The organism is Croceicoccus marinus (genome assembly GCF_001661675.2).
Taxonomy (GTDB): domain Bacteria; phylum Pseudomonadota; class Alphaproteobacteria; order Sphingomonadales; family Sphingomonadaceae; genus Croceicoccus; species Croceicoccus marinus.
The window spans coordinates 2,138,567-2,160,168 of the sequence record NZ_CP019602.1 but is presented as its reverse complement, the minus strand read 5'-3'; the positions used below and the strand labels follow the sequence as shown (position 1 = coordinate 2,160,168).

At 66.6% G+C, this 21,602-nt stretch carries 23 protein-coding genes; 5 read left to right on the top strand and 18 right to left on the bottom strand.

All coding sequences use genetic code 11. The features are described from left to right. Positions 1–11 precede the first annotated feature (11 nt). From A9D14_RS10340 to A9D14_RS10330, 3 genes are all read right to left on the bottom strand, one after another. Complete coding sequence (locus tag A9D14_RS10340) at positions 12–761, bottom strand: thioredoxin domain-containing protein (RefSeq protein WP_066846042.1); 750 nt, start codon at positions 759–761, stop codon at positions 12–14. A 175-nt stretch (positions 762–936) separates the two neighbouring features. Then, positions 937–1,623 carry a DsbA family protein gene (locus A9D14_RS10335; protein WP_066848876.1) on the bottom strand — a complete coding sequence of 229 codons (687 nt, stop codon included), beginning with the start codon at positions 1,621–1,623 and terminating at the stop codon, positions 937–939. 35 nt (positions 1,624–1,658) lie between these two features. Beyond that, positions 1,659–2,228, bottom strand: coding sequence for a DUF721 domain-containing protein (locus A9D14_RS10330; protein WP_066848867.1), 570 nt, complete (start codon positions 2,226–2,228; stop codon positions 1,659–1,661). 32 nt (positions 2,229–2,260) lie between these two features. Between A9D14_RS10330 and A9D14_RS10325 the strand changes: the two genes are divergently transcribed. The 3 genes from A9D14_RS10325 (at position 2,261) to A9D14_RS19450 (ending at position 4,767) form a co-directional block, all read left to right on the top strand. Next, complete coding sequence (locus tag A9D14_RS10325) at positions 2,261–3,334, top strand: A/G-specific adenine glycosylase (RefSeq protein ID WP_066846040.1); 1,074 nt, start codon at positions 2,261–2,263, stop codon at positions 3,332–3,334. A gap of 84 nt (positions 3,335–3,418) precedes the next feature. Further along, positions 3,419–4,372, top strand: a complete 954-nt coding sequence (gene nudC, locus A9D14_RS10320; RefSeq protein WP_083987847.1) for an NAD(+) diphosphatase — start codon at positions 3,419–3,421, stop codon at positions 4,370–4,372. Further along, positions 4,372–4,767: a hypothetical protein gene (locus A9D14_RS19450; RefSeq protein ID WP_157668190.1), complete on the top strand. Its 396-nt coding sequence runs from the start codon at positions 4,372–4,374 to the stop codon at positions 4,765–4,767. Before nudC ends, A9D14_RS19450 begins: the two co-directional genes overlap by 1 nt. 71 nt (positions 4,768–4,838) lie before the next feature. Here A9D14_RS19450 and A9D14_RS10315 read toward each other — a convergent pair whose 3' ends face one another. Both A9D14_RS10315 and mgtE read right to left on the bottom strand, forming a co-directional pair. Further along, positions 4,839–5,231: a DUF1489 family protein gene (locus A9D14_RS10315; RefSeq protein ID WP_066846038.1), complete on the bottom strand. Its 393-nt coding sequence runs from the start codon at positions 5,229–5,231 to the stop codon at positions 4,839–4,841. A gap of 39 nt (positions 5,232–5,270) precedes the next feature. After that, entirely contained in the window at positions 5,271–6,746 is a 1,476-nt protein-coding gene (gene mgtE, locus A9D14_RS10310) for a magnesium transporter (RefSeq protein ID WP_087910495.1), read from the bottom strand. A gap of 282 nt (positions 6,747–7,028) precedes the next feature. Between mgtE and A9D14_RS10305 the strand changes: the two genes are divergently transcribed. Beyond that, a complete protein-coding gene (locus A9D14_RS10305) occupies positions 7,029–7,493 on the top strand; it encodes a peptidylprolyl isomerase (protein ID WP_066842490.1) in 465 nt (154 codons plus the stop codon). Between the two features lie 140 nt (positions 7,494–7,633). Here the strand turns inward: A9D14_RS10305 and A9D14_RS20465 are convergent, their stop codons facing one another. The 13 genes from A9D14_RS20465 to A9D14_RS10245 form a co-directional block, all read right to left on the bottom strand. Then, positions 7,634–8,080, bottom strand: a complete 447-nt coding sequence (locus A9D14_RS20465) for an acyl carrier protein (protein ID WP_415877333.1) — start codon at positions 8,078–8,080, stop codon at positions 7,634–7,636. 279 nt (positions 8,081–8,359) lie between these two features. Beyond that, positions 8,360–9,247, bottom strand: coding sequence for a LysR substrate-binding domain-containing protein (locus A9D14_RS10300; RefSeq protein WP_083987845.1), 888 nt, complete (start codon positions 9,245–9,247; stop codon positions 8,360–8,362). Continuing rightward, positions 9,247–10,185 carry a hemolysin family protein gene (locus A9D14_RS10295; protein ID WP_066846031.1) on the bottom strand — a complete coding sequence of 313 codons (939 nt, stop codon included), beginning with the start codon at positions 10,183–10,185 and terminating at the stop codon, positions 9,247–9,249. Before A9D14_RS10295 ends, A9D14_RS10300 begins: the two co-directional genes overlap by 1 nt. Before the next feature lie 60 nt (positions 10,186–10,245). Continuing rightward, positions 10,246–10,749: an rRNA maturation RNase YbeY gene (gene ybeY / locus A9D14_RS10290; RefSeq protein ID WP_066846028.1), complete on the bottom strand. Its 504-nt coding sequence runs from the start codon at positions 10,747–10,749 to the stop codon at positions 10,246–10,248. A 24-nt stretch (positions 10,750–10,773) separates the two neighbouring features. Continuing rightward, positions 10,774–11,757 carry a PhoH family protein gene (locus A9D14_RS10285; RefSeq protein WP_066846025.1) on the bottom strand — a complete coding sequence of 328 codons (984 nt, stop codon included), beginning with the start codon at positions 11,755–11,757 and terminating at the stop codon, positions 10,774–10,776. A 237-nt stretch (positions 11,758–11,994) separates the two neighbouring features. Beyond that, complete coding sequence (locus A9D14_RS10280; RefSeq protein WP_066846022.1) at positions 11,995–13,026, bottom strand: hypothetical protein; 1,032 nt, start codon at positions 13,024–13,026, stop codon at positions 11,995–11,997. Between the two features lie 104 nt (positions 13,027–13,130). Then, positions 13,131–14,465, bottom strand: coding sequence for a tRNA (N6-isopentenyl adenosine(37)-C2)-methylthiotransferase MiaB (gene miaB / locus A9D14_RS10275; RefSeq protein WP_066846019.1), 1,335 nt, complete (start codon positions 14,463–14,465; stop codon positions 13,131–13,133). Between the two features lie 11 nt (positions 14,466–14,476). Beyond that, entirely contained in the window at positions 14,477–15,211 is a 735-nt protein-coding gene (locus A9D14_RS10270) for a lysophospholipid acyltransferase family protein (RefSeq protein WP_066846016.1), read from the bottom strand. A 7-nt stretch (positions 15,212–15,218) separates the two neighbouring features. Continuing rightward, positions 15,219–15,638, bottom strand: coding sequence for a Fur family transcriptional regulator (locus A9D14_RS10265; protein WP_066846013.1), 420 nt, complete (start codon positions 15,636–15,638; stop codon positions 15,219–15,221). A 189-nt stretch (positions 15,639–15,827) separates the two neighbouring features. Continuing rightward, on the bottom strand, positions 15,828–16,256 hold the full coding sequence (locus A9D14_RS10260; protein ID WP_066846011.1) for a Ros/MucR family transcriptional regulator: 429 nt from the start codon (positions 16,254–16,256) through the stop codon (positions 15,828–15,830). Between the two features lie 229 nt (positions 16,257–16,485). Then, positions 16,486–17,004, bottom strand: a complete 519-nt coding sequence (locus tag A9D14_RS10255) for a GNAT family N-acetyltransferase (RefSeq protein ID WP_066846008.1) — start codon at positions 17,002–17,004, stop codon at positions 16,486–16,488. Continuing rightward, on the bottom strand, positions 17,004–17,717 hold the full coding sequence (gene tsaB / locus A9D14_RS10250) for a tRNA (adenosine(37)-N6)-threonylcarbamoyltransferase complex dimerization subunit type 1 TsaB (protein WP_083988039.1): 714 nt from the start codon (positions 17,715–17,717) through the stop codon (positions 17,004–17,006). The genes A9D14_RS10255 and tsaB overlap by 1 nt, the downstream gene beginning before the upstream one ends. Before the next feature lie 53 nt (positions 17,718–17,770). Then, positions 17,771–18,346, bottom strand: a complete 576-nt coding sequence (locus A9D14_RS10245) for a NifU family protein (RefSeq protein WP_066846002.1) — start codon at positions 18,344–18,346, stop codon at positions 17,771–17,773. Positions 18,347–18,527: 181 nt separating this feature from the next. Between A9D14_RS10245 and A9D14_RS10240 the strand changes: the two genes are divergently transcribed. Then, on the top strand, positions 18,528–21,497 hold the full coding sequence (locus tag A9D14_RS10240) for a M16 family metallopeptidase (RefSeq protein ID WP_066845999.1): 2,970 nt from the start codon (positions 18,528–18,530) through the stop codon (positions 21,495–21,497). The last annotated feature ends 105 nt before the right edge of the window (positions 21,498–21,602 follow it).

The window sequence follows — 21,602 nt, the reverse complement described above, 5'->3', positions numbered from 1 at the left end:
GCCGGGCGCCATTACCGAGCGCCCGCGCGCTGCAAGGCGGGCTCCAGCTCTTCCCAGGAGGGGGCGCTGGTCAGACGCGTGCCGTTGATTTCCAGCGTCGGGGTCGAAGTGACCTCGTAGCTGTTCGAGGTGTCGACGAATTCCTGCGCCGCATCCAGATCGGTCAGGCACGCCAACGCCTGGTCGCGCGAAATCCCGCGCGAGGCGAAGAAGTCGATCATGCCGAACAGTTCGGCCATCGCCACCAGCCGCTGTTCGGGCGGCAGGCTGGATGCCTGCTGGAACGCGCCTTCGCCCGCCTGCTGCGCATTTTCGAAGAAAGATGCCTGGCTGGCCCAGAACTGGTCGGCCAGCGCGACGGTCGCCTCGGGCGCGGAGCATTGCACCAGCAGCCCGGCGGGCACGTCCATCGCGTTCAGCACGACGAAGCGGGTCTCGAAGCTGACTCGTCCGCTGTCGATGTAGTCGCTGCGCAGTTCGGGCCCCGCGGTCTCGGCGAAATCGGCGCAATGCGAGCAGGACAGCGCGCCATATTCGACCAGCTTGATCGGCGCGTCGGGGTTGCCCATCAGGTAACCGCCCTGCTCGGTCTGCGTCACCATCTGCGACCAGCTCTGCCCCTCGGGCGCGGCGACGGCTTCGACCGGCTCGCTCTCGACCGCGCCTTCGGCCGGTTCTTCCGCCGAATTGCACGCGGCCAGCGTCGCCAGCGGCGCCAGTGCCAGGGCCAGGAGCGGCCGGGAGAAACGGGCTTTGATCATCGTCTTCTTTCCAATCTGAACAAAATCTAGCGCAAGCGATGCGCCGAGCGGAAGCGGGGTAACAGGTTCGGGGGCCGGTTTTGCACAAGCACCGCGCCCGATCCAAGCGTTTCGGCGGTTCCTGGCGGTATCGCAACCGGGCGGACAGCGCATTCGCGCGTGCCCGGGCAGCGAATCAGCGCTTCATGCGCGCGTCGAGCTGGGGTTTGAGCGCGGCCCAGTCATGCGTCCCCGCCAGCAGCACGCCGTCGATGTCGAAGCTGGGCGTGCCCGACACGCCCTGCTTCAGATAGGATGCGGTGTTTTCGGACAGGGTCCTGGCCATCGCCTCGTCGGCAAGGCAGCGGTCGAGCTGTGTCTTGCCATAGCCGCGCCGGACCATGATCTCGTAAAGACCGGCATCGCGCGCCATTGCCTGCATGCGCGCGGCGAAGCTGCCGGTCTGGTAGCGGGCCCGCTGCGCCGCGGTGGCATCGCGCAGCCGGCCCAGCCATTCGTCCTGCGCGCCCATGATCGCGCCGTGATTGGCGATGAAGCGATCGTCGCCGCCGCAATTGGACAGCAGCGCGGCGGCCAGGTCCGCCGGGTCGCGCACCAGGTTGCGCACCACCACCGATGCCTTGCCGGTGGCGGCATAGCCGACCAGCAGTTCCTTGCCCGCGTCATGTTCGAAATGCGCGCAATGCGGGCAGGTATAGCTGACATATTCGGTCAGGGTCAGCGGCGCCTCGGCCTTGCCGATGCGGTGGACGCCCGGCTCGATCCGGGTGACGCCCTGCGGGCCCGCGGCCCCCGCCGTGCCCGCGCCCAGCGCGAGCGCCGCCGCCAGCGTGGTGACCAGAACGCGAAAACCGCTTTTCATGCGCGATCCATCCTTCATTCCCAAACCCCGGTTCTTCAGGCCGGCCCGTTCCCGCCGAGCGACCGCGCCAGCGATTCCAGCACCGTGCGCAATTCGGGATCGCCGATATCGCGCAGCGAATCGCCCAGTTCCATCGGAATTGGCTTGAGCGAGGGCGGGGCCTTGGGCTTTCCGCCGTGCTCAGTGCCGGGGGCGGGCTGAACCTGTCCTTGCCGGATCCTGACATGCGCGACCGCGCTATAGCCGAAAAAGCGGTTCACCCGCTCGATCACTTCGGGAATGACATGCTGGATCAGCGGCGCATGCGCGGGCATCACCACCAGATGCAGCGTGCCGCCCGCTTTTTCGCCCGGAGGAAAACGGATCGCCTCGGGCGCGGAGACGCGGGCGTGCTGCGGGCCGACGATCTCGGACCAGCGCGACACCACGCTCGACTGCACGAAGCCGAAACGGCGAAAGGCAGTGCGCCCGATCTGCGGCATCAGGTCGCCGATCGGCTTGGCCGCTCCGCCGCGCGGACGCTCATATGCCTTTGGCGCCTTCGCGGGTGCTTTCGCGGCCTTTCCGGCAGGGCGTTTCGCAGGCTTGTCGGAGTCGCTTTCCATGACCTGCCAGCCCATGCCATAGGGCCCATGCCGTGACCAGTTCCCCGCAAAATAATGCCGATCGTGCGGCCCGGATCGCGCCCGACCTGCTGCGCTGGTACGATGCCAACGCGCGCACGCTGCCCTGGCGCACAGCGCCGGGCAGCAATGTGCCTGCCGACCCCTATCGCGTCTGGCTGTCCGAAATCATGCTGCAGCAGACGACGGTCGCTGCGGTGAAGCCATACTTCAAGGATTTCACTGCCCGCTGGCCCAATGTAGCGGCGCTGGCCGCCGCGCCGGATCAGGACGTGCTCGCCGCATGGGCAGGGCTGGGATATTATGCGCGCGCCCGCAATCTGATCGCCTGCGCGCGCACGGTGGCAGAGGCGGGCGGCAGATTTCCCGAGACCGAGGACGGCCTGCGCGCCTTGCCGGGCGTGGGCGCCTATACCGCCGCCGCCATCGCGGCCATCGCCTTTGGCCAGCGCGCGGTCGCGGTCGACGCCAATGTGGAGCGCGTGGTGTCCCGCCTGTTCGCGATCGCCACGCCGCTGCCCGCCTCGCGCCCCGCGATACGCGCGGCGGCGGGCAGCATCACGTCCGACGCGCGCGCCGGCGATTTCGCGCAGGCCATGATGGATCTCGGCTCCTCCATCTGCACCTCGCGCGAGCCGAAGTGCCTGGTCTGCCCGCTGCGGCGCGATTGCCGCGCGCAGGCGCAGGGGATTGCCGCCAGCCTGCCGGTCAAGGCCGCGAAAAAGCCCAGGCCCGAACGGACCGGCACCGCCTTCTGGATCGAGCGGGACGGCCATGTGCTGCTGGTGAAGCGGGCGGGCAGGGGCATGCTGGCCGGGATGCGCGCTCTGCCTGACGACGGCTGGGCAGCGCGGCGCGATGGCGATGGGGTACCGCCGGTCGGGGCCGAATGGCACGAAGCCGCTGCGCAGGTGCGCCATGTCTTCACCCATTTCTCGCTGCAGATGCGGATCGCCGCCACCCGCGACGCCCCCGCGCGGCTGGCCGAGGAGCTGGGAGGCGAATGGTGGCCACTGGACCGCATCGCCGATGCCGGTCTGCCCACGCTTTTCGCCAATGCGGTCAAGGTGATGGCGGCAACGGAATGATAGGGAGTTTCTGCCATCCCGTTTGCAATCCGCCACGCTGCGGCGCTAGGCCGGACGGGCTGGGAACATAGACAGGGATATTGCATGGCCGATGGTTCGACGGGCCCGGTAACGGATGGTGTGACGGAAGCCCGCAACGACGGCGCCGAAAGCGATCGCCGCCGTTCGCGCCGGGTCGACCGCGCCGATCACGTCCGCGCCGATCCCGAGGCGCTGTCCGCGCTGATGGGCGACCGGGCGCTGCTGCTGCGGATGGATTGCTGCGATCCTTGGGTGAGCGAGGACGGGCGGCTCGACTGGGGCACGCTGGACGATGCGCCTGCCGGGGCGGAGCTGGTGTTCCTGGGCCTCGACGGCGACCGCGGCTGTTTCGCCGCCGTGCCGCGCATGCTGGAAGGGGGCGACGCGCGCGGAAAGGCATGGCTGCAGGCGGGGCAGCTAAGCCAGCAGGATTTCGCCACCTTCTCCGCCGCGCGCAGCCTGGCCAGCTGGCACGCCAGCCACCGTTTCTGCGCGCGCTGCGGATCGATGACGGTGCAGGGCAAGGGCGGCTGGCAGCGCGACTGCACCGACGATGCCTGCGCCACCTCGCATTTCCCGCGCACCGACCCGGTGGTCATTATGACGATCGAACACGTCACCCCCGATGGCGAGCGGCTGGTGCTGCTGGGCCGCGGGCTCGGCTGGCCGGAAGGGCGCTATTCCGCGCTGGCCGGCTTCGTCGAGCCGGGGGAGACGATCGAACAGGCGGTGCAGCGCGAAACGCTGGAGGAAGCCGGGCTGAAGGTCCATTCGGTCCGCTATCGGTCGAGCCAGGCGTGGCCGTTCCCCTCGCAGCTGATGATCGGATGCCATGCGATGACCGATCACTCCACGCTGGCGGTGGACCGGACCGAGCTGGACGATGCGTTCTGGGCCACCCGCGCCGAATTGTTCGCGGCGCTCGAGGATCTGCCCGGCAAGACATTCCTGCCCCCGCCGCGCCATGCCATCGCCAACAGCCTGCTGCGCGACTGGCTGGATCGCCCTGCAGGGTAGTGGCGGTTCGGCAGGGGCCTGCCGTCAGCTTTTGCGCGCATGTCCCGAAAGCTGTCGTTCCGGTTACGACTGATTGCGGACATAAAGTAAGTTGTTATGCCCGCCGCGATCTTCGGGGGCGTTTAGCTATCAAAGTGCTGGTCTATTTCGCCGCTAGGGCTGCTGGCGCGGTTTTCGTGCTAAGCGCGATCATGTTCATTCCTTGGCTCGCGCTGGCGTGGTGGTCGATCAAATTACGACTGTATCTTTGCTGCGATCTGGAACCTGATCTGCTGACTTATTTCCTGACTATTTTCGCTCCTTACGCACTCGCCCTATCGGTTCTCCTCGGGATTTGGCGGTTCTTATCTGCAAAAGATGCCGAGCTGAATGGAGCAGATTATTGGAGACGATAGCCGTCGCCTGAGGTCCGCTTTCCACCCCCTTCTGTAGTCCGGCCAATTCCGATCGCACCCGATCGCCGCGCCTAGACCAGCCCCAGCTTGGTCAACTGTCCCAGCAGCCTGCCGGGCAGCACGTCGCCTGCCTCTTCTCCCTCAGCCAGATCGGCGGGGGCGTCCTCGTCCTTCAGATAGCGCCAGCCTTGGTGCGCGCGGCGCGGGCGGGTCTGAACGCGGATCAGTCGGGGCTCCAGGTGGATCCACCAGCGGCCGTTGTCCTGCTGCTCGAACCCGGTGATCGGGCTGCGCGCCACCAGCGCATGTTCGTGGATCCAGTAGAGCGAGCCGCCCTCCAGCTCCTCGACCCGCTTGGGGCAATAGCGCGTGTTCAGCGACAGGCGCGGGCGATTGGCGAACCAGCCTTCGATATCGTCATAGCTCTGTGCGCCGAAAGCGATCTTGGTCAGATGAAGGGGCATCCGCTCTAAGATAGGTGCCCGGTGCGGCGACTCAAGAATTCAGCCGACCAGCCCCGATGCCACGGCAAGGCCGAGGAAGGCGAAGAAGCCCATCGAATCGGTGATTATCGTCACGAAGACCGAGGACGCGACCGCCGGGTCCTGGTCCAGCCGGTCGAAGATCACCGGCACCAGCACCCCCGCCATGCCCGCCGTGATGATGTTCAGCACGACCGCCGCCGCGATTACCACGCCCAGCATCGGGGTGAAGATCGCCGCCGTCGCCGCGCCGATCAGCGCCGCCACGGTGATGCCGTTCAGCAGCGCGACCCGCATCTCGCGCCAGATCACGCGGCTGGTGTTTGACCGCGTCAGCTGGTTCATCGCCAGCGCGCGGACCGACACCGCCATGGTCTGCGTGCCCGCATTGCCGCCGATGCTGGCGACGACGGGCATCAGGATCGCCAGCGCCACCAGCTGCTCGATCGCCGCGCCGAACGCCGCGATGATCAGCGAAGCGACCAGCGCCGTGCCCAGGTTCGCGATCAGCCAGCGCACGCGCTGCGAATAGGACGTGCGGATCGGCTCGTTGATGTCGCCTTCGCCCGCGCCCGACAGCAGCAGCGTATCCTCGCCCGCTTCTTCCTGGATGATATGCGCGACGTCGTCGGCGGTGATTTGGCCAATGAGCCGCCCCGCCTTGTCCACCACCGCCGCGGAAATCAGCGCGTATTTCTGGAAGCGCAGCGCGACCTCTTCCTGGTCCAGGTCGGCGGGGATCAGCGTCTGGTCGCGCTTCATCACGTCGGCGATGGCGACCCCGCGCGGCGTGCGCAGGATCCACGACAGCTGCACCGAACCGACCGGGCGATGGGTGGGATCGACGACGAAGACCTCCCAGAACTCGGTGGTGAGGTCCGCATTCTCGCGCATGTAATCGATCAGATCGCCGATGCTGATATGCTCGGGCACCGCAACCAGGTCGCGCTGCATCAGGCGGCCCGCCGATTCCTCGGGGAAGGACAGCGCGCTTTCGATCGCGGCGCGGTCTTCGGGACCCATCTCTGCCAGGACGGCGGCCTGGTCGCTGGCGTCCAGATCCTCGATCAGCGCGACGGCGTCGTCGGTTTCCAGCTGTTCGGCAATGCCGGCGACCGCATCGGGCGGCAGCGATTCCAGCAGGTCGTCGCGAACGTAATCGTTCATTTCCGAAATGACTTCGCCGCTCATCAGATCGGCGATGCCGCGGGCGAGTGCCGGGCGGTCCTCTCGCGGCAGGATTTCGAAAAGATCGGCGATGTCGGCGGGATGGAGCGGTTCGACCAGGTCGCGGACGTCGGTCTCGGCGTCCTCCTGCAGCGCCTCGCGCACCGCCTCGACGAATTCGGGCTTCAGCCGGTCATCCTCGTCCAGCCGCTCGGCGCGCGCTTCCTCGGCCTCGCTCACGCGATCGGCGTCCTCCGCCGCGATGATATCCTCCAGCGTCGCCCGGTCGGCGTCATGCTCGCGGGCAGGATTGAGATCGTCGCGGTCCATCACTGCCGGTGTCTAGAATGCTGCACCGCGAAATCAACCGGGAAACGCGGCTCTCTCCCCCCCCCCCCCCCCCCCCCCCCCCCCCCGCCGCCGATGTGGACAGGCTGTGGACAGATCCGGGGAACGCCGCGTGGAGAAGCGCGGCAAAAGCCTGTGGACTGGCGGGCAGCGCCTGTGGACGGCGTTGTTGCGCGGCGCGGGCGTGACATATCGCGGCGATTGCCTATATGCGTCTGCGACCCGCAGGAACGCCCCGCCGACAGGGGCGACAAAGGAGATTTCATGTCCGAGGATAAACTCACCCTCACGCTCGATACCGGCAATGGCGAAGGCGGCGACGTCGTGATCAAGCTGCGTCCCGACCTGGCCCCCGGCCATGTGGAGCGCATCAAGGAACTGGCCGGCGAAGGCTTCTACGACGGCGTGAAGTTCCACCGCGTCATCCCCGGCTTCATGGCGCAGGGCGGCTGTCCGAACGGCACCGGCATGGGCGGTTCGGACAAGCCCGACCTGAAGGCCGAGTTCAACGACCACCCGCACACGCGCGGCGTCTGCTCGATGGCGCGCACATCCGCGCCCAACAGCGCCAATTCGCAGTTCTTCATCTGCTTCGACGACGCCCGTTTCCTGGACCGCCAGTACACCGTCTGGGGTGAGGTCGAGGAAGGCATGGACCACGTCGACGCACTGCCCAAGGGCGAGCCGCCGGCAAACCCAGGCAAGATCGTGAAGGCCACGGTTTCGTAATTGGGGCCGTTAGCGATGCATGAAGGAGGGGCGCTGATTGGCGCCCCTTTTTTTGTGGTGTTTTGCGGGTGGAGCGGGGCGGCTGTTGGCTTTTTCGGTCCAAAAGCGAACCTTCCGCTTCCGACCGGTTTCGGACATTACTAATCAGGACGTTTGGGCCACACACCAGCCTCGACAGCGGCAGACACTTGCTCGACCGTAATAGGGACTGTCCTATCAGCTGGTCCCCATCGTCGCGAAACCCAGAGCACCGCCGCGAGTATAGCTACGGTGATGACGAAGCCCCAGACTGCGGAAAGGCCACTCATGCGCGCCACTGCGCCTCCGACGACGGCAGCAGGGATGATGGCCAATCCATACCAGCACGAAAACCCTTCTGGTCCGAAGTGTTCGCTCCAATTCTCGTGTAGATGAGTTAAGTCCGTTCCGAATCTCTGATGCACGCTGTTGAAAAAGTCCACGGCATCGTCCCCATCCATGCCAAGGTCATGGAGCAATCGGTCTGAAAGGTGAATTTTTTCGCGGGGCAGGCCAAGCTCGTGTGCAACCAAGCCAATGATTTCGGAGTGTAGGTCACGGCTTTGCATTGCGCGTCTTTGTCCCATTCAGCAGCGTTTTGACAATAGCAGCTTCCCACCCCATTCCCGCCGTTCGAGCCAATTCGCGGCGATATCGATAGCCGACCTTCAATGATTCTGTTCGTTATTGGTGCGCAGACCCCAGCCACGGCAAAGCCGCGGCTGTGACGTCGAACGACTCGCTGCGGGCTTAGGCCCGCGCGGCCGTAAAGGTTTCTGGCGTCCGCACTTTCGCCTCTGGCGATTTTAGTCTGCGCTCGCTTCGCAATCCTCGCCTAAAATCGCGGGCTACAGTTTGGCACTCTGCAGCCAGTCGTGGAAGATCCGCACGGGCCGGGTTTCCAGCGCCTTGGGGCGGCAGACGAACCAGAAGCTGTAGGGGCTCTCGATCTCGAGCTCGGGGAACAGGCGGGCCAGCCGCTCGTCGCGCGCGCGGGTAAGGTGGTCGCCGTGCATGATCGCGATGCCAAGCCCCTGCGCCGCGCCTTCCAGGATCAGCGCGCCCGAATCGAAATGATCGACCAGCGGTTCGCGCCGGCTGTCGATGCCGACCGCCTGGCGCCAGGCATTGAAACTAAGGTCCATGTCCGAATGGACCAGGTAGTTCATGGCCTCCAGCCGCGCCGGATCGGGCACGTCGCCAAGCTCGTCCACCGTCTTGCGCGAGGCGATGGCGTGGACCTTGTTCTGGTCCAGCCGCACCGCGTGCAGGCGCGGATCGATCTGGTCGGCGATGACGATGGCCGCGTCGATCGATTCGCCCAGCCGCGCCATCGGATTGGGCGAGCTGTCGATGTCGATGTGCAGCGCCGGATACAGCTGCCTCAGCTCGGGCAGGCGGGGCATCAGCCGCTGCTCGCCGAACAAGGGCAGCACGTTCAGGCGCAGGCGCATGATCTTGTTGTCGGCCATCTGCCGCCCGACCTGCTCGGCCAGCTCGTCAAGCGCCGGGGCGACCGCGTCGAACAGCGCCTGCCCGTCCTCGGTCAGCTTCATGGTCTGGTGGCCGCGGTTGAACAGCTTGCGGCCCGTGTAATCTTCAAGCGCGGTGACGCGGCGCGACAGGGCCGACGGGCTGAGCGCCAGTTCCGCCGCGGCGGCCTTGGCCGAACCCAGCCGGACGATACGCACGAAAGCTTCCAGAGAGCGGAGTGGTGGAAGGCGGCGTGTCGCCATCAATCGGCACTTTCGTCGTCTGCGGCGGGTTCGCTCGCCGGCGGGTGCAGGCGGATGCGTTCGACATGGCGTTCGTCGCCCGCGATCACTTCCAGCTTCCAGCCGCTGTCATGTTCCAGCACCATGCCCACCGTGGGCACGCGCTCGGCCAGAACGAAGGCGAGACCGCCCAGCGTGTCAACCTGTCCTTCGACCTCGGCCAGGCGCGGATCGACCCGTCGCGCAACGTCGATCAGCTGCGCGCGGGCGTCGGCGTCCCACATGCCCTCGTCGATGGGGACCAGCAATTCGACGGGCGCGTCGTCATGCTCGTCCTCGATATCGCCGACGATCTCCTCGACCAGATCCTCAATGGTGATGACGCCGTCGGTGCCCGAATATTCGTCGACCACGATGGCCAGATGGACCCGGCGCGAACGCATGTCGGCCAGCACGTCCAGCGCCCCGCGCGCCTGCGGCACATAGAGCGGCTGGCGCATCAGCGTCGTCCAGTCCTTGGGCGGCGGACGGTTCTGCGCCAGGAACGGGAAGACATCCTTGATCAGCATCATGCCGATCACGTGGTCCAGCGTTTCGGAAAAGACCGGCAGGCGCGAATGGCCATGCTCGGCAAAGGTGGCGACCAGCACGTCCCAGCTTGCGGCGCGGTCGATCGCGATGATCTCGCCGCGCGGAATGGACACGTCGTCGGCGTCCTTTTCCGAGAAATGGAGGAGGTTGCGCAGCATCTGCCGCTCGATCTGCGACAGGTCGCCGCTCTCGTGCGTGGGGCCTTCGCGGCCTTCCTCTTCCTCGTGCTCGTCGATGGCCTCCTCGATCTGCGCGCGCAGCGATTGCTCGCCGTCGCCGCTATCGAAGAACGAGCGGATGCGGTGCCATAAAAGGCGCCTGTCCGGCTCCTGGGAGCCGGTGTCGGTACTGTGACTGTTCTCGGCCATGAGCGGCCTTTCGAACCCTTCGTCTATGTCCGGCCGGTGGGGGACCGGGCGCGGCCAGTTTCAAGAATGATAGGGATCGCCGATCCCAAGCCGGGCGAGCGCCCGCACTTCAAGCCCCTCCATCTCCTCGGCCTCGGCCGTCCCCAGCTCGTGATCGTGACCGGCAAGATGGAGCAGTCCGTGAATCACCAGATGCGTTGCATGAACTGCAAGTGCAACCGATTTTTCCGCCGCCTCGCGCGCGCAGGTCTCGCGCGCGAGCACGATATCGCCCAGCATCACGGGCGCGCCGCGGTTCCCCGCCTCATTCGCGCGCAGCACTTCCTCGCGCGAAAGCATGGGGAAACTCAGCACGTTGGTGGGCTTGTCCTTGGCGCGCCACTGGCGGTTCAGGACATGCACTTCCTCGTCGTCGGCAAAGACCACGCTGACCAGCATGTCGGGATTGGCCAGCTCCGCCGCTTCGGCCGAAATCGCCTCCGCGGCGCGATTCGCCAGGGATTCCCAGTCCACATCGTCGCCCCATTCGGGCGCGACGTCGATTTCCAGCGTCGGTGAAGTCATGCGTATCCTCTGACGCAGCCCGTATCAGCCCGCAACGCCCGATCCTTCATAGGCATCGACGATGCGCCCCACGATCGGGTGGCGCACCACGTCGGCAGAGGTGAAGCGGCTGACCGCGATACTGTCGACGCCTTCCAGCCGGTCCACCGCATCGGCAAGGCCCGAATGGCGGTCGCCGCCCGGGATATCGACCTGCTTGGGATCGCCGCACACCACCATCCGGCTGTTCTGGCCGAACCGGGTGAGGAACATCTTCATCTGTTCGCGCGTGGTGTTCTGCGCCTCGTCCAGGATGACGAAGGCATCGGCCAGGGTGCGTCCGCGCATGAAGGCGATGGGCGCGATCTCGATCTCTCCGCTTGCCAGCCGGCGTTCGACCTGTTCGGGGGGCATGCAGTCGAACAATGCGTCGTAGAGCGGGCGCAGATAGGGATCGACCTTGTCCTTCATGTCGCCGGGCAGGAAGCCCAGCTTCTCGCCCGCCTCGACCGCGGGGCGCGACAGGATCAGGCGCTGCACGCTGCCGGTGATCAGCTGCGCGACCGCCTGCGCCACCGCCAGATAGGTCTTGCCCGTGCCCGCGGGACCCAGCGCGAAGATGATGTCGTTGCTGACCAGCGCCTGCATATAGGCTTCCTGCGCCTTCGAACGCGGGGCGATGGTCTTCTTGCGGGTACGGATCATGATCTGCGGGCGGCCATTGCGGTTCAGGCCGCCGCCCAGTCCGGTCTCGTCCTTGCCGGTGACGATGCCGTCCAGCGTCGGCTCGCTGCTCATCGCGATCAGCGAATCGACCGCGCCCGCATCAAGCTCGAACCCCGACATTAGCTGCTGCTGCATGCCGGCCAGCACGTCGCGGGTACGGGCGACGGATTCCTCGCTCCCCTCGATCTGCACGCGATTGCCGCGCGCCGAGATATAAACGCCGAGGCGGTCTTCTATCTGTACCAGATTGCGGTCGAACTGCCCGAACAAGGCGCCGAGCATCTCGGCATCGGGAAATTCCATCTCCGTCCGTGCCCGTGTGGCGGCATTCGCGGTTCGGTCGCCCGATCCGTGACGGTCGGCGGGCCAGTTGCCCGTGGGGGCCGTGGGTGCGGCAACGCGCGCGTTCTTGCGGCTCACTCGTGCTCCTTGTCATGACCGGCAAGGGTGATGCGGAACCGACTCGGACCGCGATGAAAACCGGCCTGTTTGTATCCAGCAAGATAGGTGCCCGCGGGGCTTAGGCAAGTCGCCTGCCGTTCAGCGGCTGGGGATAAACGCCTGCGACGCATCTGCGCGGTCGGCGGGCGCGTCTTCCGCTTCCTCTTCGGCCCCATATTCGGCCCCGTCTTTCGGCACATCGATGGCGGCGGCGGTGCGGCGGCATTGCGCCGGGTTGGCGCTGCACTGGCGCGCGCCGATCACGGTTTCGCCATCGCTCATCATCAGTTCGCCGTCATGCCCGCACGCAATGGCGGGAGAGGCGCGGAAGAACGCAGCCAGCTCGTCGCGCGCGGCGGCGCGATAGGTCTCGCAATCCTTCACCTGAACATTGCCGGTGCGCAGCCGCCCGTCCATCAGGCGAAGGCTGCCGGTGATCGCGGCGGGGCAGTCCATCCAGACGGCGAAGCGCCCGTCGTGCAGCGACAGGATCGGGCGCGCGCCATTGGCATCGCCGGTCATGATCTCGAAAGGCGCGGCGTCGAGCGGCGGCGCGGCGGGATCCCTGGGCCCGCTGTCGATCCGGCTGAGCGTGACCGCATGGGTCCGGCCCGCCAGCATCACCTTGCCCTCTCGGTTGCGGCCGATCAGCGGCGTGTCCGCCAGCACCGATGCCAGCGCAGCGTCCACCTCGCTTTGGGCGCAGTCGCTCGTCTTGCGCTCCTGCCGGCCCAGCGCGAAGCTGCCGGTAAGGGGGATGTAGAGCGCCTCCATCTGGTCGCAGCCCGCCCAGCGCAGATAGGAGCGGCCGAAATGCACCGTCGCCAGATCGTCCTGCAGATCGGCGGTGGGTACCCCGTCCACCGCGGTCACCAGCCAGCCGGTATTCGCCAGGTCGAACGCCAGCGGCGCGAAGCCGGGGGCAAGCTGCAGTCCGTCGGGATTGGGCGGCGCATCGGGAATGTCGTCCGCCGCCGGACCAGCAGTCAGCGGCAGCGGGTCTGGCATGGAATCGGCGGGCGCGTCATCGCACCCCGCCAGCAGAACCGCAGCGCAGAGGCCAAGCCGGAACGCGCCGCGCCTCGTCGGCTTGGGGTCAGGATCGGCGGCAAGTGTCGGCGGGCGCTTCATCTGCGCAAATCGTTGCCATGTCGCCGCCGCGCCCGCAAGAGGCACGCCGCCCGGCCTAACGAGCCCCCCGCGCGAGATTCCCTGCCCTTCTGGCCCCCGGCCCGTCAGATGACGCGCGCTTCCAGCGAATTGGGACCGGCGGCCAGCAGTTCGACCTGCACCAGATCGCCGATCGCGGCGTCGGCCCTGTCCGGACCGGATGCGAACCAGGCCGATTGCAGCCACGGCGTCTTGCCCAGCCACTGGCCCGGCTTGCGGCCCTTGCGCTCGACCAGCACCTCGCAGGTTCGTCCCACCGATGCCTGGTTGAAGGCCAGGCTGTCGCGCTGCAAGGCGGCCTGCAGCCGCTGCAACCGCTCGTCCATCACGTCCTTGGCGATCTGGCCGTCCATGGTCGCGGCAGGCGTGCCGGGGCGCGGCGAATATTTGAAGCTGAAGGCGGCGGCATAGCGGATGGTGTCCACCATCTTCAGCGTATCCTCGAACTCCGCATCGGTCTCGCCGGGAAAGCCGACGATGAAATCCCCGCTGATGGCGATATCCGGCCGCGCTGTGCGAAAGCGTTCGATCAGCGCGACATAGCTTTCGGCGCTGTGGCTGCGGTTCATGGCGGCAAGCACGCGATTGCTGCCCGACTGCACCGGCAAATGGAGATAGGGCATCAGCTTGTCGATCTCGCCATGCGCGGCGATCAGCGCATCGCTCATGTCGTTGGGATGGCTGGTGGTATAGCGGATGCGGCGCAGGTCGGGCAGCGCGGCCAGTTCGAGGATCAGCCCGTCGAGCCCGACGGCACGGCCCTTGTCGTCCTCGCCGTCCCAGGCGTTGACGTTCTGGCCCAGCAGCGTGATCTCGCGCGCGCCGGCATCCACCAGCCGCTTCGCTTCCTCGACCAGGTCGGCGAAGGGACGGCTGATTTCCGCGCCGCGCGTATAGGGCACCACGCAATAGGTGCAGAACTTGTCGCAGCCTTCCTGCACGGTCAGGAACGCCGATGGGGCGCGCCTCGTGCGTTGGGGAAGAACGCCGAACTTGGCATTGGCGGGCATGTCGGTGTCGGTCACGCGCTCGCCGCGGCGGGCCTTTTCGATCATGGCGGGCAGGCGGTGATAGGCCTGCGGGCCGACGACCATCTTCACGTCGGGGCTGCGCGCCATGATCTCCTCGCCCTCGGCCTGCGCGACGCAGCCGGCGACCGCGATCAGCGGGGCGGACCCATCCTCGCGCCGCAAGCGGCCGATGTCGGAATAGACCTTCTCGGCCGCCTTCTCGCGGATATGGCAGGTATTGAGCACGACAAGGTCGGCATCGCTGCCTTCGGGGGCGGCGGACATGCCTTGCGCGCCCAGCAACTCGGCCATGCGTTCGCCGTCATAGACGTTCATCTGGCAGCCGAAGCTCTTGATGCGATAGGTCTTGGGTTCGGTAACGGATGTCATGGGGCGCGCCCTTACGCCTTTGTCGCCTTGTTTGCGAGTCCCAACGCCCCCGCCAGCCGCTGCTCCACCGCAGCCGCCATCGCCTTGCGCCCCGCCAGTTCCCGACCCACCAGCGGAGGAAGGAAATGCACGGTCAGCTCGACAGGCCGTGCTCGGCCCATGATGGCCATGAAATTCTCGACCCCCGGCTGATCGCCCAGCCAGGCGATGCCTTGCGGGTCGCGGTATTGCAGCAGCACGGGCACGACCGGCACGTCCTGGGGCGGGGGATCGATGGCGGACAGCAGGCTGCTCTTGATCGGCAGCAGCGCATCGCCGGGGCCGGTGGTGCCTTCGGGGAAAAGCGTCAGCACGTCGCATTCGTCGATCGCGGCGCGGATCTGGTCGACCTGCCGCGACACGGTATGGCGCTGCGATCGGGCGATGAAGACCGTGTCGTTCATCTCGCATAGCGTCTTGAACACCGGATGGCCCTGCAGCCCGTCATGAGCGACGAAAGCCGACCGGGCGGTCGCGGCCAGCGCCGGAATGTCGAGCCAGCTGACATGGTTTGCAAGCAGCATCGCGCGGCGCGGGCGCTGCCCCTCGACCATGATGTGGACCCCGGCGATGAAGGCGACCCCGGCCAGGAATACCGGCGGCACCGGATTGCGGCCCGGCAGCAGCGCCAGCAGATAATAGGCCGTGACGCAGGCGACCAGCCACAGGGCCAGTACGACCAGCCGGACCGGCGCGCGCCAGTTCACCCGTCGATCAGTCCCGGTCGAGGCGGACGCCGTAAAGCTCCATCCGGTGATCGACTAGGCGGAAGCCCAGCTTCTCGGCGATCTGGCGCTGCAGCGATTCCAGTTCGGGGTCGACGAATTCGACGACCTTGCCGGTCTCGACATCGATCAGATGGTCGTGATGCGCCTCGGGTGAAGCCTCGTACCGGGCGCGGCCATCGCCGAAATCGTGGCGGTCGAGGATCCCCGCCTCTTCGAACAGGCGGACGGTGCGATAGACGGTGGCGATGGAAATGCCGGGATCGATGGCCGAGGCGCGTTCGTGCAGTTTCTCGACATCGGGGTGATCGGTGCTTTCGGACAGCACCTTGGCGATCACGCGGCGCTGTTCGGTGATGCGGAGACCGCGTTCGGCGCAGATCGCCTCGATATCGATCGGATTGGGCACGGGGTTACGACCTTGAATACGTCAGGAGAAAGCAAAGGGCGGTTGCACCGCTTCGCCGCGATCATAGACCGCGCCGCCGCCAACGCAACCGCCCTGAAACATTGTATCCGTCCCGGCCGGGGAGGGGGTGGGGGATAGGGCCGGCCAGGCGGTAGCGGGCCCGATCGGGGGCCCGCGAACCGCAGAAGGTCAGGCCTTCTTGCGGCGACCGCCGGGCTTGCGCCCAAGGCCGATCTTCTTCGCCAGTTCCCGGCGCTTTTCCGCATAGTTGGGGGCGACCATCGGATAGTCGGCAGGCAGGTTCCAGCGCTGGCGATATTCGTCGGGGGTCATGTTGTAATGCGTCATCAGATGGCGCTTCAGCATCTTCAGCTTCTTGCCGTCTTCCAGACACACGATGTAGTCGGGCTTGATCGAGGAGCGGATCGACACGGCCGGTTCGGGCGGCGCCTCTTCCTCCTGCTTGGCTTCGCCCAATCCGGCGAGAGCAGCATAAACGTTGCTGATGAGCGAGGGAACATCACCAACTTCGACATTATTGTTGCTGACGTGAGCGGCCACGATATCCGACGTGAGCGTAATCAGAGTCTCGTTCACGTCGAGTACGGGATTATCCATGACAATTATCCTTTCAGTACGGTTCTTGGCGCCGTGCGGGCCACCCCGAAAGCCAGACCGGCGTTAAGCGTCGTAGTAGGCATCATTTATTAAAATACAACTATTCCGGCCGCGGTTTTCATTGAAAAAACCGCTCATTCAAATCTTAAATTCCGAATTGAGGAAGCATTGCAGCGGGTACTGCTTCGCTTGCGGCGCGCCAGGGATCGGCTTCTGGCGAATAATCGGTTTACGGCGCGTTAATCATGCGCATGAAAGTAATCGCATTTCGCCTTTTACCATCGCGTCCCGAATAATAGTCGCGCCTTAGCCCGACCGGCCTGAAGCCGCGCGCATGATACAGATGACGCGCCGGATTATCGTCGCGCATTTCGAGGAATATCTTCGAACAACCCAGGTCGCGCGAGGTTTCGACCGCCCGGTCCAGCAACCGCGCACCCAGGCCGCGCCCCCGCGATTCGGGCGAGATGGCGATCAGCAGCAATTCCTCCTCATCCAGCACGCGCCGCAGCAATGCGAAGCCGCAGATTCGGTCGAGATCGGGCCGGTCGACATCAGGCCGGTCGACATCAGGCCGGTCGAGATAGGGCGGTGCCAAATTGCCCGCGTCGTCGATCAGTACGCAGCGCGTATCGGGCAGGACCAGCGCGCCCAGCAATTGCGAGCGGGTCCAGGCTTCCCCGAATACCGGGTCGAAGGCCATGTCCATGACCCGCATGATCGCATCCGCGATGCGCTGTTCGGCCATCAGCCGGCCTGCGGTGCACCGGCCCCGCGCTGCCTTGCGCCTTCGTCGCCGGCCAGTACAGCAGCGGAACGCGCGGAACCGGGCCCAGCGGAACCGGGAAGCGCGGCATCGGGCTTGCGGCCATAGGAAGGGCGGGGATCGGCCGACAGCAATGCGGCGGGCAGGGCGGCAAAGGCGCGCGCGTCGGGCAGGACCGCCAGCGCCTCGCCGAAGCCGCGCGCCTCGACCAGCGCCTCGGCCCTGCTGCCCGCGACCATTTGTGCCTCCAGTGCCTGCTGCGCTTCGGCAGGGGGTAGCGAGCGGGCGTCATCGCAGGGAAGGCCAGAGGCGGCGAAGCGCTGCACGAACCATTCGCCGTGGCCCGCATTATTGGCGATGCCGACGGCCTGCTCGCCGTGCTCGATCCGCGCCTGCGCCGCGATCAGCGCCAGTGTCGGGAAGCCGACCAGCTCGGCGCGCCACGCCAGCGCCAGCGCCTTGGCGGCGGCCAGTCCCACGCGAATGCCGGTAAAGCTGCCGGGGCCGGTCGATACCGCGATCCGCTCCGCGCGTCCGCCATCCGCCAGTTCGCCGATCATCGGCACCAGCCGCTCGGCATGGCCGCGGCCCAGGGTTTCGCAGCGGGCATCGATCAGGCGCAATGCATCGCCCGCTCCCTCAAAAAGGGCGGCCGAACAATTTTCCGTCGCGCAATCGATGACGAGAGTGCGCACCAAACAGGTCCTTCTCAAGCGGTCCCCTTGGGAGCGGGGCCGCGAAAGGCCGGTCAGGCCGCGCGCACCTCGGTCACTTCGGGAACGTAATGTTTCAGCAGACCCTCGATGCCCTGCTTCAGCGTCGCTGTCGAGGAGGGACAACCCGAGCAGGCGCCCTGCATCTGCAGGAAGACCACGCCTTCGCGGAAGCCGCGATAGACGATATCGCCGCCATCGCCCGCCACGGCGGGGCGCACGCGCGTTTCGATCAGTTCGCGGATCTGTGCGACGACGTCGGCGTCCTCGGGGCTGTCCTCGATGGCCTCGTCCTCGGCCGGAACCGCGAAGCCGACCGCATCGCCGCCCGCGAACAGGGGCGCTTCGGACACGAAATGGTCGAGCAGCACCGCCACCACCTGCGGTTTCAGCGCAGCCCAGTCGGTGCCCTGCGCCGCGGTGACGGACACGAAGTCGGAACCGAAGAACACGCCCGTCACGTCGCCCAGCGAGAACAGCGCCGATGCGAGCGGCGAAACTTCCGCGCTTTCGGGGTCGGCGAAGTCGCGCGTGCCCGATGCCATCACCTGCCGCCCGGGCAGGAATTTCAGCGTGGCGGGATTGGGGGTGGTTTCGGTCTCTATATACATCACCCTGATTTAGGCGAAGCGCCCCGCCGTTCAAGCGGCGATTGCTTGCCGGGACCCAAGCACGCCTATCCGCCAGCGGGACCGGCCATACCAGGCACGGATTTTTTCGAGGTTTCGCTTTCCCGCATTCGCTTACCCGCATTCACTGGCGCTTCATGGCGCCCATTCCTATACAGGCACCATGCAATTCCATTCCCGCCAAGCGGTCACCGCCGCGCTTGCCGCCCTGCTTGCCAGCACCTCGCTTATCGTCGCCGCGCCCGCGGCCGCCCAGCCAGCCCCTTCGGCCGAGGCGAAGCGCGACTGGCCGCAGGTCGAGCAGGACCGCCCGTGGCTCTATCGCGGCAGCGACATCCCGGTGGACGAGGAATGGGTCTTCGGCGAGCTGGACAACGGCCTGCGCTATGCGGTCAGGCAGAACGACATTCCCGCAAACCAGGTCTCGGTCCGCGTGGCGGTCGATGCCGGCTCGATCCACGAGGCGGATAGCGAGCGCGGCTTTGCCCATTTGCTCGAACATCTGGTGTTCCGCGAATCCCGGTATCTGGCGAACGGCCAGGCGATCGAACGCTGGCGCGAGCTGGGCACCACAATCGGCGCGGACACCGGCGCGTTCACATCGCCCACCCAGACCGTGTTCAACGTCGACGTGCCCGATGTCGACCAGGCCAAGCTGGCCGAAGTGTTCAGGCTGCTGTCGGGCATGGTGACCGGCCCGGTGCTGTCCGACGCCAATGTCCAGACCGAACTGCCCATCGTGCTGGCCGAACGGCGTGAGCGCGGCGCGGCGGGGCGGCGCATTTCCGAAGCCACGCAGCAGACCTATTTCGCGGGCCAGCGCATCGCCGAACGCCTGCCGATCGGCACGGTGGAAACGCTGCAGGCGGCCACCGGCGACAGCGTCAGTGCGTTCTACGACCGCTGGTACCGGCCCGACAACACGATCATCGTGGTCGCGGGCGATTTCCCGACCTCGGTGCTGGAACAGGCGGTGCAGACCGCGTTCAGCGACTGGAAGGCCGAGGGCGTCGCCACGCCTGCGCCGCCCTTCGGCGATCCCGTGCCTGGCCCCAATGCGCAGACCGCGCCCGGGGCGCTTGCCCCGGTCGACAAGGTCAGCGTGATCGTCGAACCCGACCTGCCGCGCAACATCGGCTATGCCGTGATGCGTCCGTGGCGCCCGGTCGTCGACACCATCGAATATAACGAAGGGCTGCTGACCGACCAGCTCGCCATGTCGATCATCAATCGCCGCCTTGAAACGGCGGCGCGCGGCGGGGGCAGCTTCCTTGCCGCGTCGGTGGCGCAGGACGATCTCAACCGATCGACCGATGCGACCTTCGTGTCGATCACCCCGCTGGGCCCGGACTGGAAGGCCGCGCTGCTGGACGTGCGCGCGGTCATCAAGGACGCGATCGAGAACCCGCCCACGCAGGAGGAGATCGACCGCGAGGCGGCGGAGTTCGAGAACGCCTTCCGCGTCGGGGTCGAGACCCGCGACGTGCAGCAGGCATCCGACCTGGTCGACAATGTGGTCGAGGCGATCAATATCCGCGAAACCGTCGCCGCGCCCGAAGTGGTGCAGGACGTGTTCGAGGGGATGCAGCCCAAGCTGACTCCCGAACTGCTGCTGAAGCGCACGCGCCAGCTGTTCAGCGGCGACGTGGTGCGCGGTCTGATGAGCGTGCCCGCCGCCAGCGAAGCGGACGAGGCCGCCTTTCGCGCCGCGCTGCTGCAGCCGGTCGAAGCCGACGATACCGCCCGCGTCACGGGCGAGGCGATCTCGTTCGAGGAACTCCCCTCGCTCGGCACGCCGGGCACCGTGGTGGCGCAGGCCCCGACCGGATTGTTCGAGATCGAGCTGCTGCGCCTGTCGAACGGCGTCACCGCGATGATCTGGCCCAGCACCGCCGAACCGGGCCGCGTCAGCGTGCGCGTTCGCTTCGGATCGGGCTATGGCGCGTTCGACGCCGGGGACAACGCGGAAATCGCGCTGGGCGAGGTCGCGCTGATGGGATCGGGCATCGGCACGCTCGACCAGGACGCGCTCGACCGCATCTCGACGGGCCGCAAGATGGGGCTGCAATTCTCGATCGACGACAGCGATTTCGTCTTCGCGGGCGAAACGCGTGCCGCCGACCTTGCGGATCAGCTCTATCTGTTCGCCGCCAAGCTGGCCGATCCGCGCTGGGACACCGCGCCGCTGGAACGCGCCAAGGCCGGGCTGTCGATCAGCTACGATTCCTATGCCGCCAGCCCCTCGGGCATCCTCAGCCGCGATTTCGAATATCTGCTACGGGGCGAGGATCCGCGCTTCAAGGCGCCGACGCCTGCCGAACTGCAGGCCGTGACCGCACAGGATTTCCAGGAGACCTGGGCCCCGGTGCTGGCCAGCGGCCCGATCCAGGTCGAGATCTTCGGCGACTTCGACCGCGCGGAAGGCATTGCCGCGCTTGAAAAGACCTTTGGCGCGCTTGCGCCGCGCGAACCGGCGGCGGCGATGCCGCAATTGTCGGCCCCGCCGAAGGCGGGCGGCGAGCCCTTCGTCCTGACCCACCGCGGCGACGGAGACGAGGCTGCGGCGGTGGTCGCCTGGCCGACCGGCGGCGGGCGCGACGACGTGACCCTGTCGCGCAAGACGCAGGTGCTTACGCAGATCTTTTCCAACCGGCTGTTCGACGCGATGCGTGAAAAGCTGGGCGCCAGCTATTCGCCCAATGTCGCCTCGCGCTGGCCGCTGGACCGCGACACCGGCGGGTCGATCATCGCGATGGCGCAGGTCGAGCCGGACGAGGTGCAGGTGTTCTTCGACACCGCGACCAGCATTGCCGAGGATCTTGCGACCAATCCGCCCAGCGCGGAAGAGATTGCCCGCGTCACCGAACCGCTGCGCACCTATATCGAGCGGGTGTCGAGCGGGAACGGCTTCTGGCTGAGCGAACTGGGCGGCGCATCGCGCGATCCGCGCCGGATCGACCAGATCCGCACCATCATCCGCGACTATTCGCAGGTGACGCCGGAAGAGATGCAGGCGCTGGCGCAGCGTTACCTGACCGCCGATACGATGCGGGTCCAGATCGTGCCCGGGGGCAATGCGGGCGCGACGGCAAGCGCGGGCAACGGCACGGCGGAAGCGGCGGCATCGCGCTGATCGTTGCGGCTGAAACCTTTGCATTGACCTGCCCCAGGGGGTAAGGGCGGCTCCATTCCGACAGACCGGATGGAGCAGGAAACTGCCGCGGCACCCCAGCAGGGC

Coding starts and splice junctions, on each gene's coding strand:
- A9D14_RS10240 (WP_066845999.1), top strand. CDS start 18,528: ATGCAATTCCATTCCCGCCAAGCGGTCACCGCCGCGCTTGCCGCCCTG.
- A9D14_RS10285 (WP_066846025.1), bottom strand. CDS start 11,757: ATGGAATTTCCCGATGCCGAGATGCTCGGCGCCTTGTTCGGGCAGTTC.
- ybeY (WP_066846028.1), bottom strand. CDS start 10,749: ATGACTTCACCGACGCTGGAAATCGACGTCGCGCCCGAATGGGGCGAC.
- A9D14_RS10340 (WP_066846042.1), bottom strand. CDS start 761: ATGATCAAAGCCCGTTTCTCCCGGCCGCTCCTGGCCCTGGCACTGGCG.
- mgtE (WP_087910495.1), bottom strand. CDS start 6,746: ATGGACCGCGACGATCTCAATCCTGCCCGCGAGCATGACGCCGACCGG.
- A9D14_RS10335 (WP_066848876.1), bottom strand. CDS start 1,623: ATGAAAAGCGGTTTTCGCGTTCTGGTCACCACGCTGGCGGCGGCGCTC.
- A9D14_RS10315 (WP_066846038.1), bottom strand. CDS start 5,231: ATGCCCCTTCATCTGACCAAGATCGCTTTCGGCGCACAGAGCTATGAC.
- A9D14_RS10305 (WP_066842490.1), top strand. CDS start 7,029: ATGTCCGAGGATAAACTCACCCTCACGCTCGATACCGGCAATGGCGAA.
- nudC (WP_083987847.1), top strand. CDS start 3,419: ATGGCCGATGGTTCGACGGGCCCGGTAACGGATGGTGTGACGGAAGCC.
- A9D14_RS10330 (WP_066848867.1), bottom strand. CDS start 2,228: ATGGAAAGCGACTCCGACAAGCCTGCGAAACGCCCTGCCGGAAAGGCC.
- A9D14_RS10255 (WP_066846008.1), bottom strand. CDS start 17,004: ATGGCCGAACAGCGCATCGCGGATGCGATCATGCGGGTCATGGACATG.
- A9D14_RS10295 (WP_066846031.1), bottom strand. CDS start 10,185: ATGGCCGAGAACAGTCACAGTACCGACACCGGCTCCCAGGAGCCGGAC.
- A9D14_RS10260 (WP_066846011.1), bottom strand. CDS start 16,256: ATGGATAATCCCGTACTCGACGTGAACGAGACTCTGATTACGCTCACG.
- A9D14_RS10280 (WP_066846022.1), bottom strand. CDS start 13,026: ATGAAGCGCCCGCCGACACTTGCCGCCGATCCTGACCCCAAGCCGACG.
- A9D14_RS10245 (WP_066846002.1), bottom strand. CDS start 18,346: ATGTATATAGAGACCGAAACCACCCCCAATCCCGCCACGCTGAAATTC.
- A9D14_RS10300 (WP_083987845.1), bottom strand. CDS start 9,247: ATGGCGACACGCCGCCTTCCACCACTCCGCTCTCTGGAAGCTTTCGTG.
- A9D14_RS20465 (WP_415877333.1), bottom strand. CDS start 8,080: ATGCAAAGCCGTGACCTACACTCCGAAATCATTGGCTTGGTTGCACAC.
- miaB (WP_066846019.1), bottom strand. CDS start 14,465: ATGACATCCGTTACCGAACCCAAGACCTATCGCATCAAGAGCTTCGGC.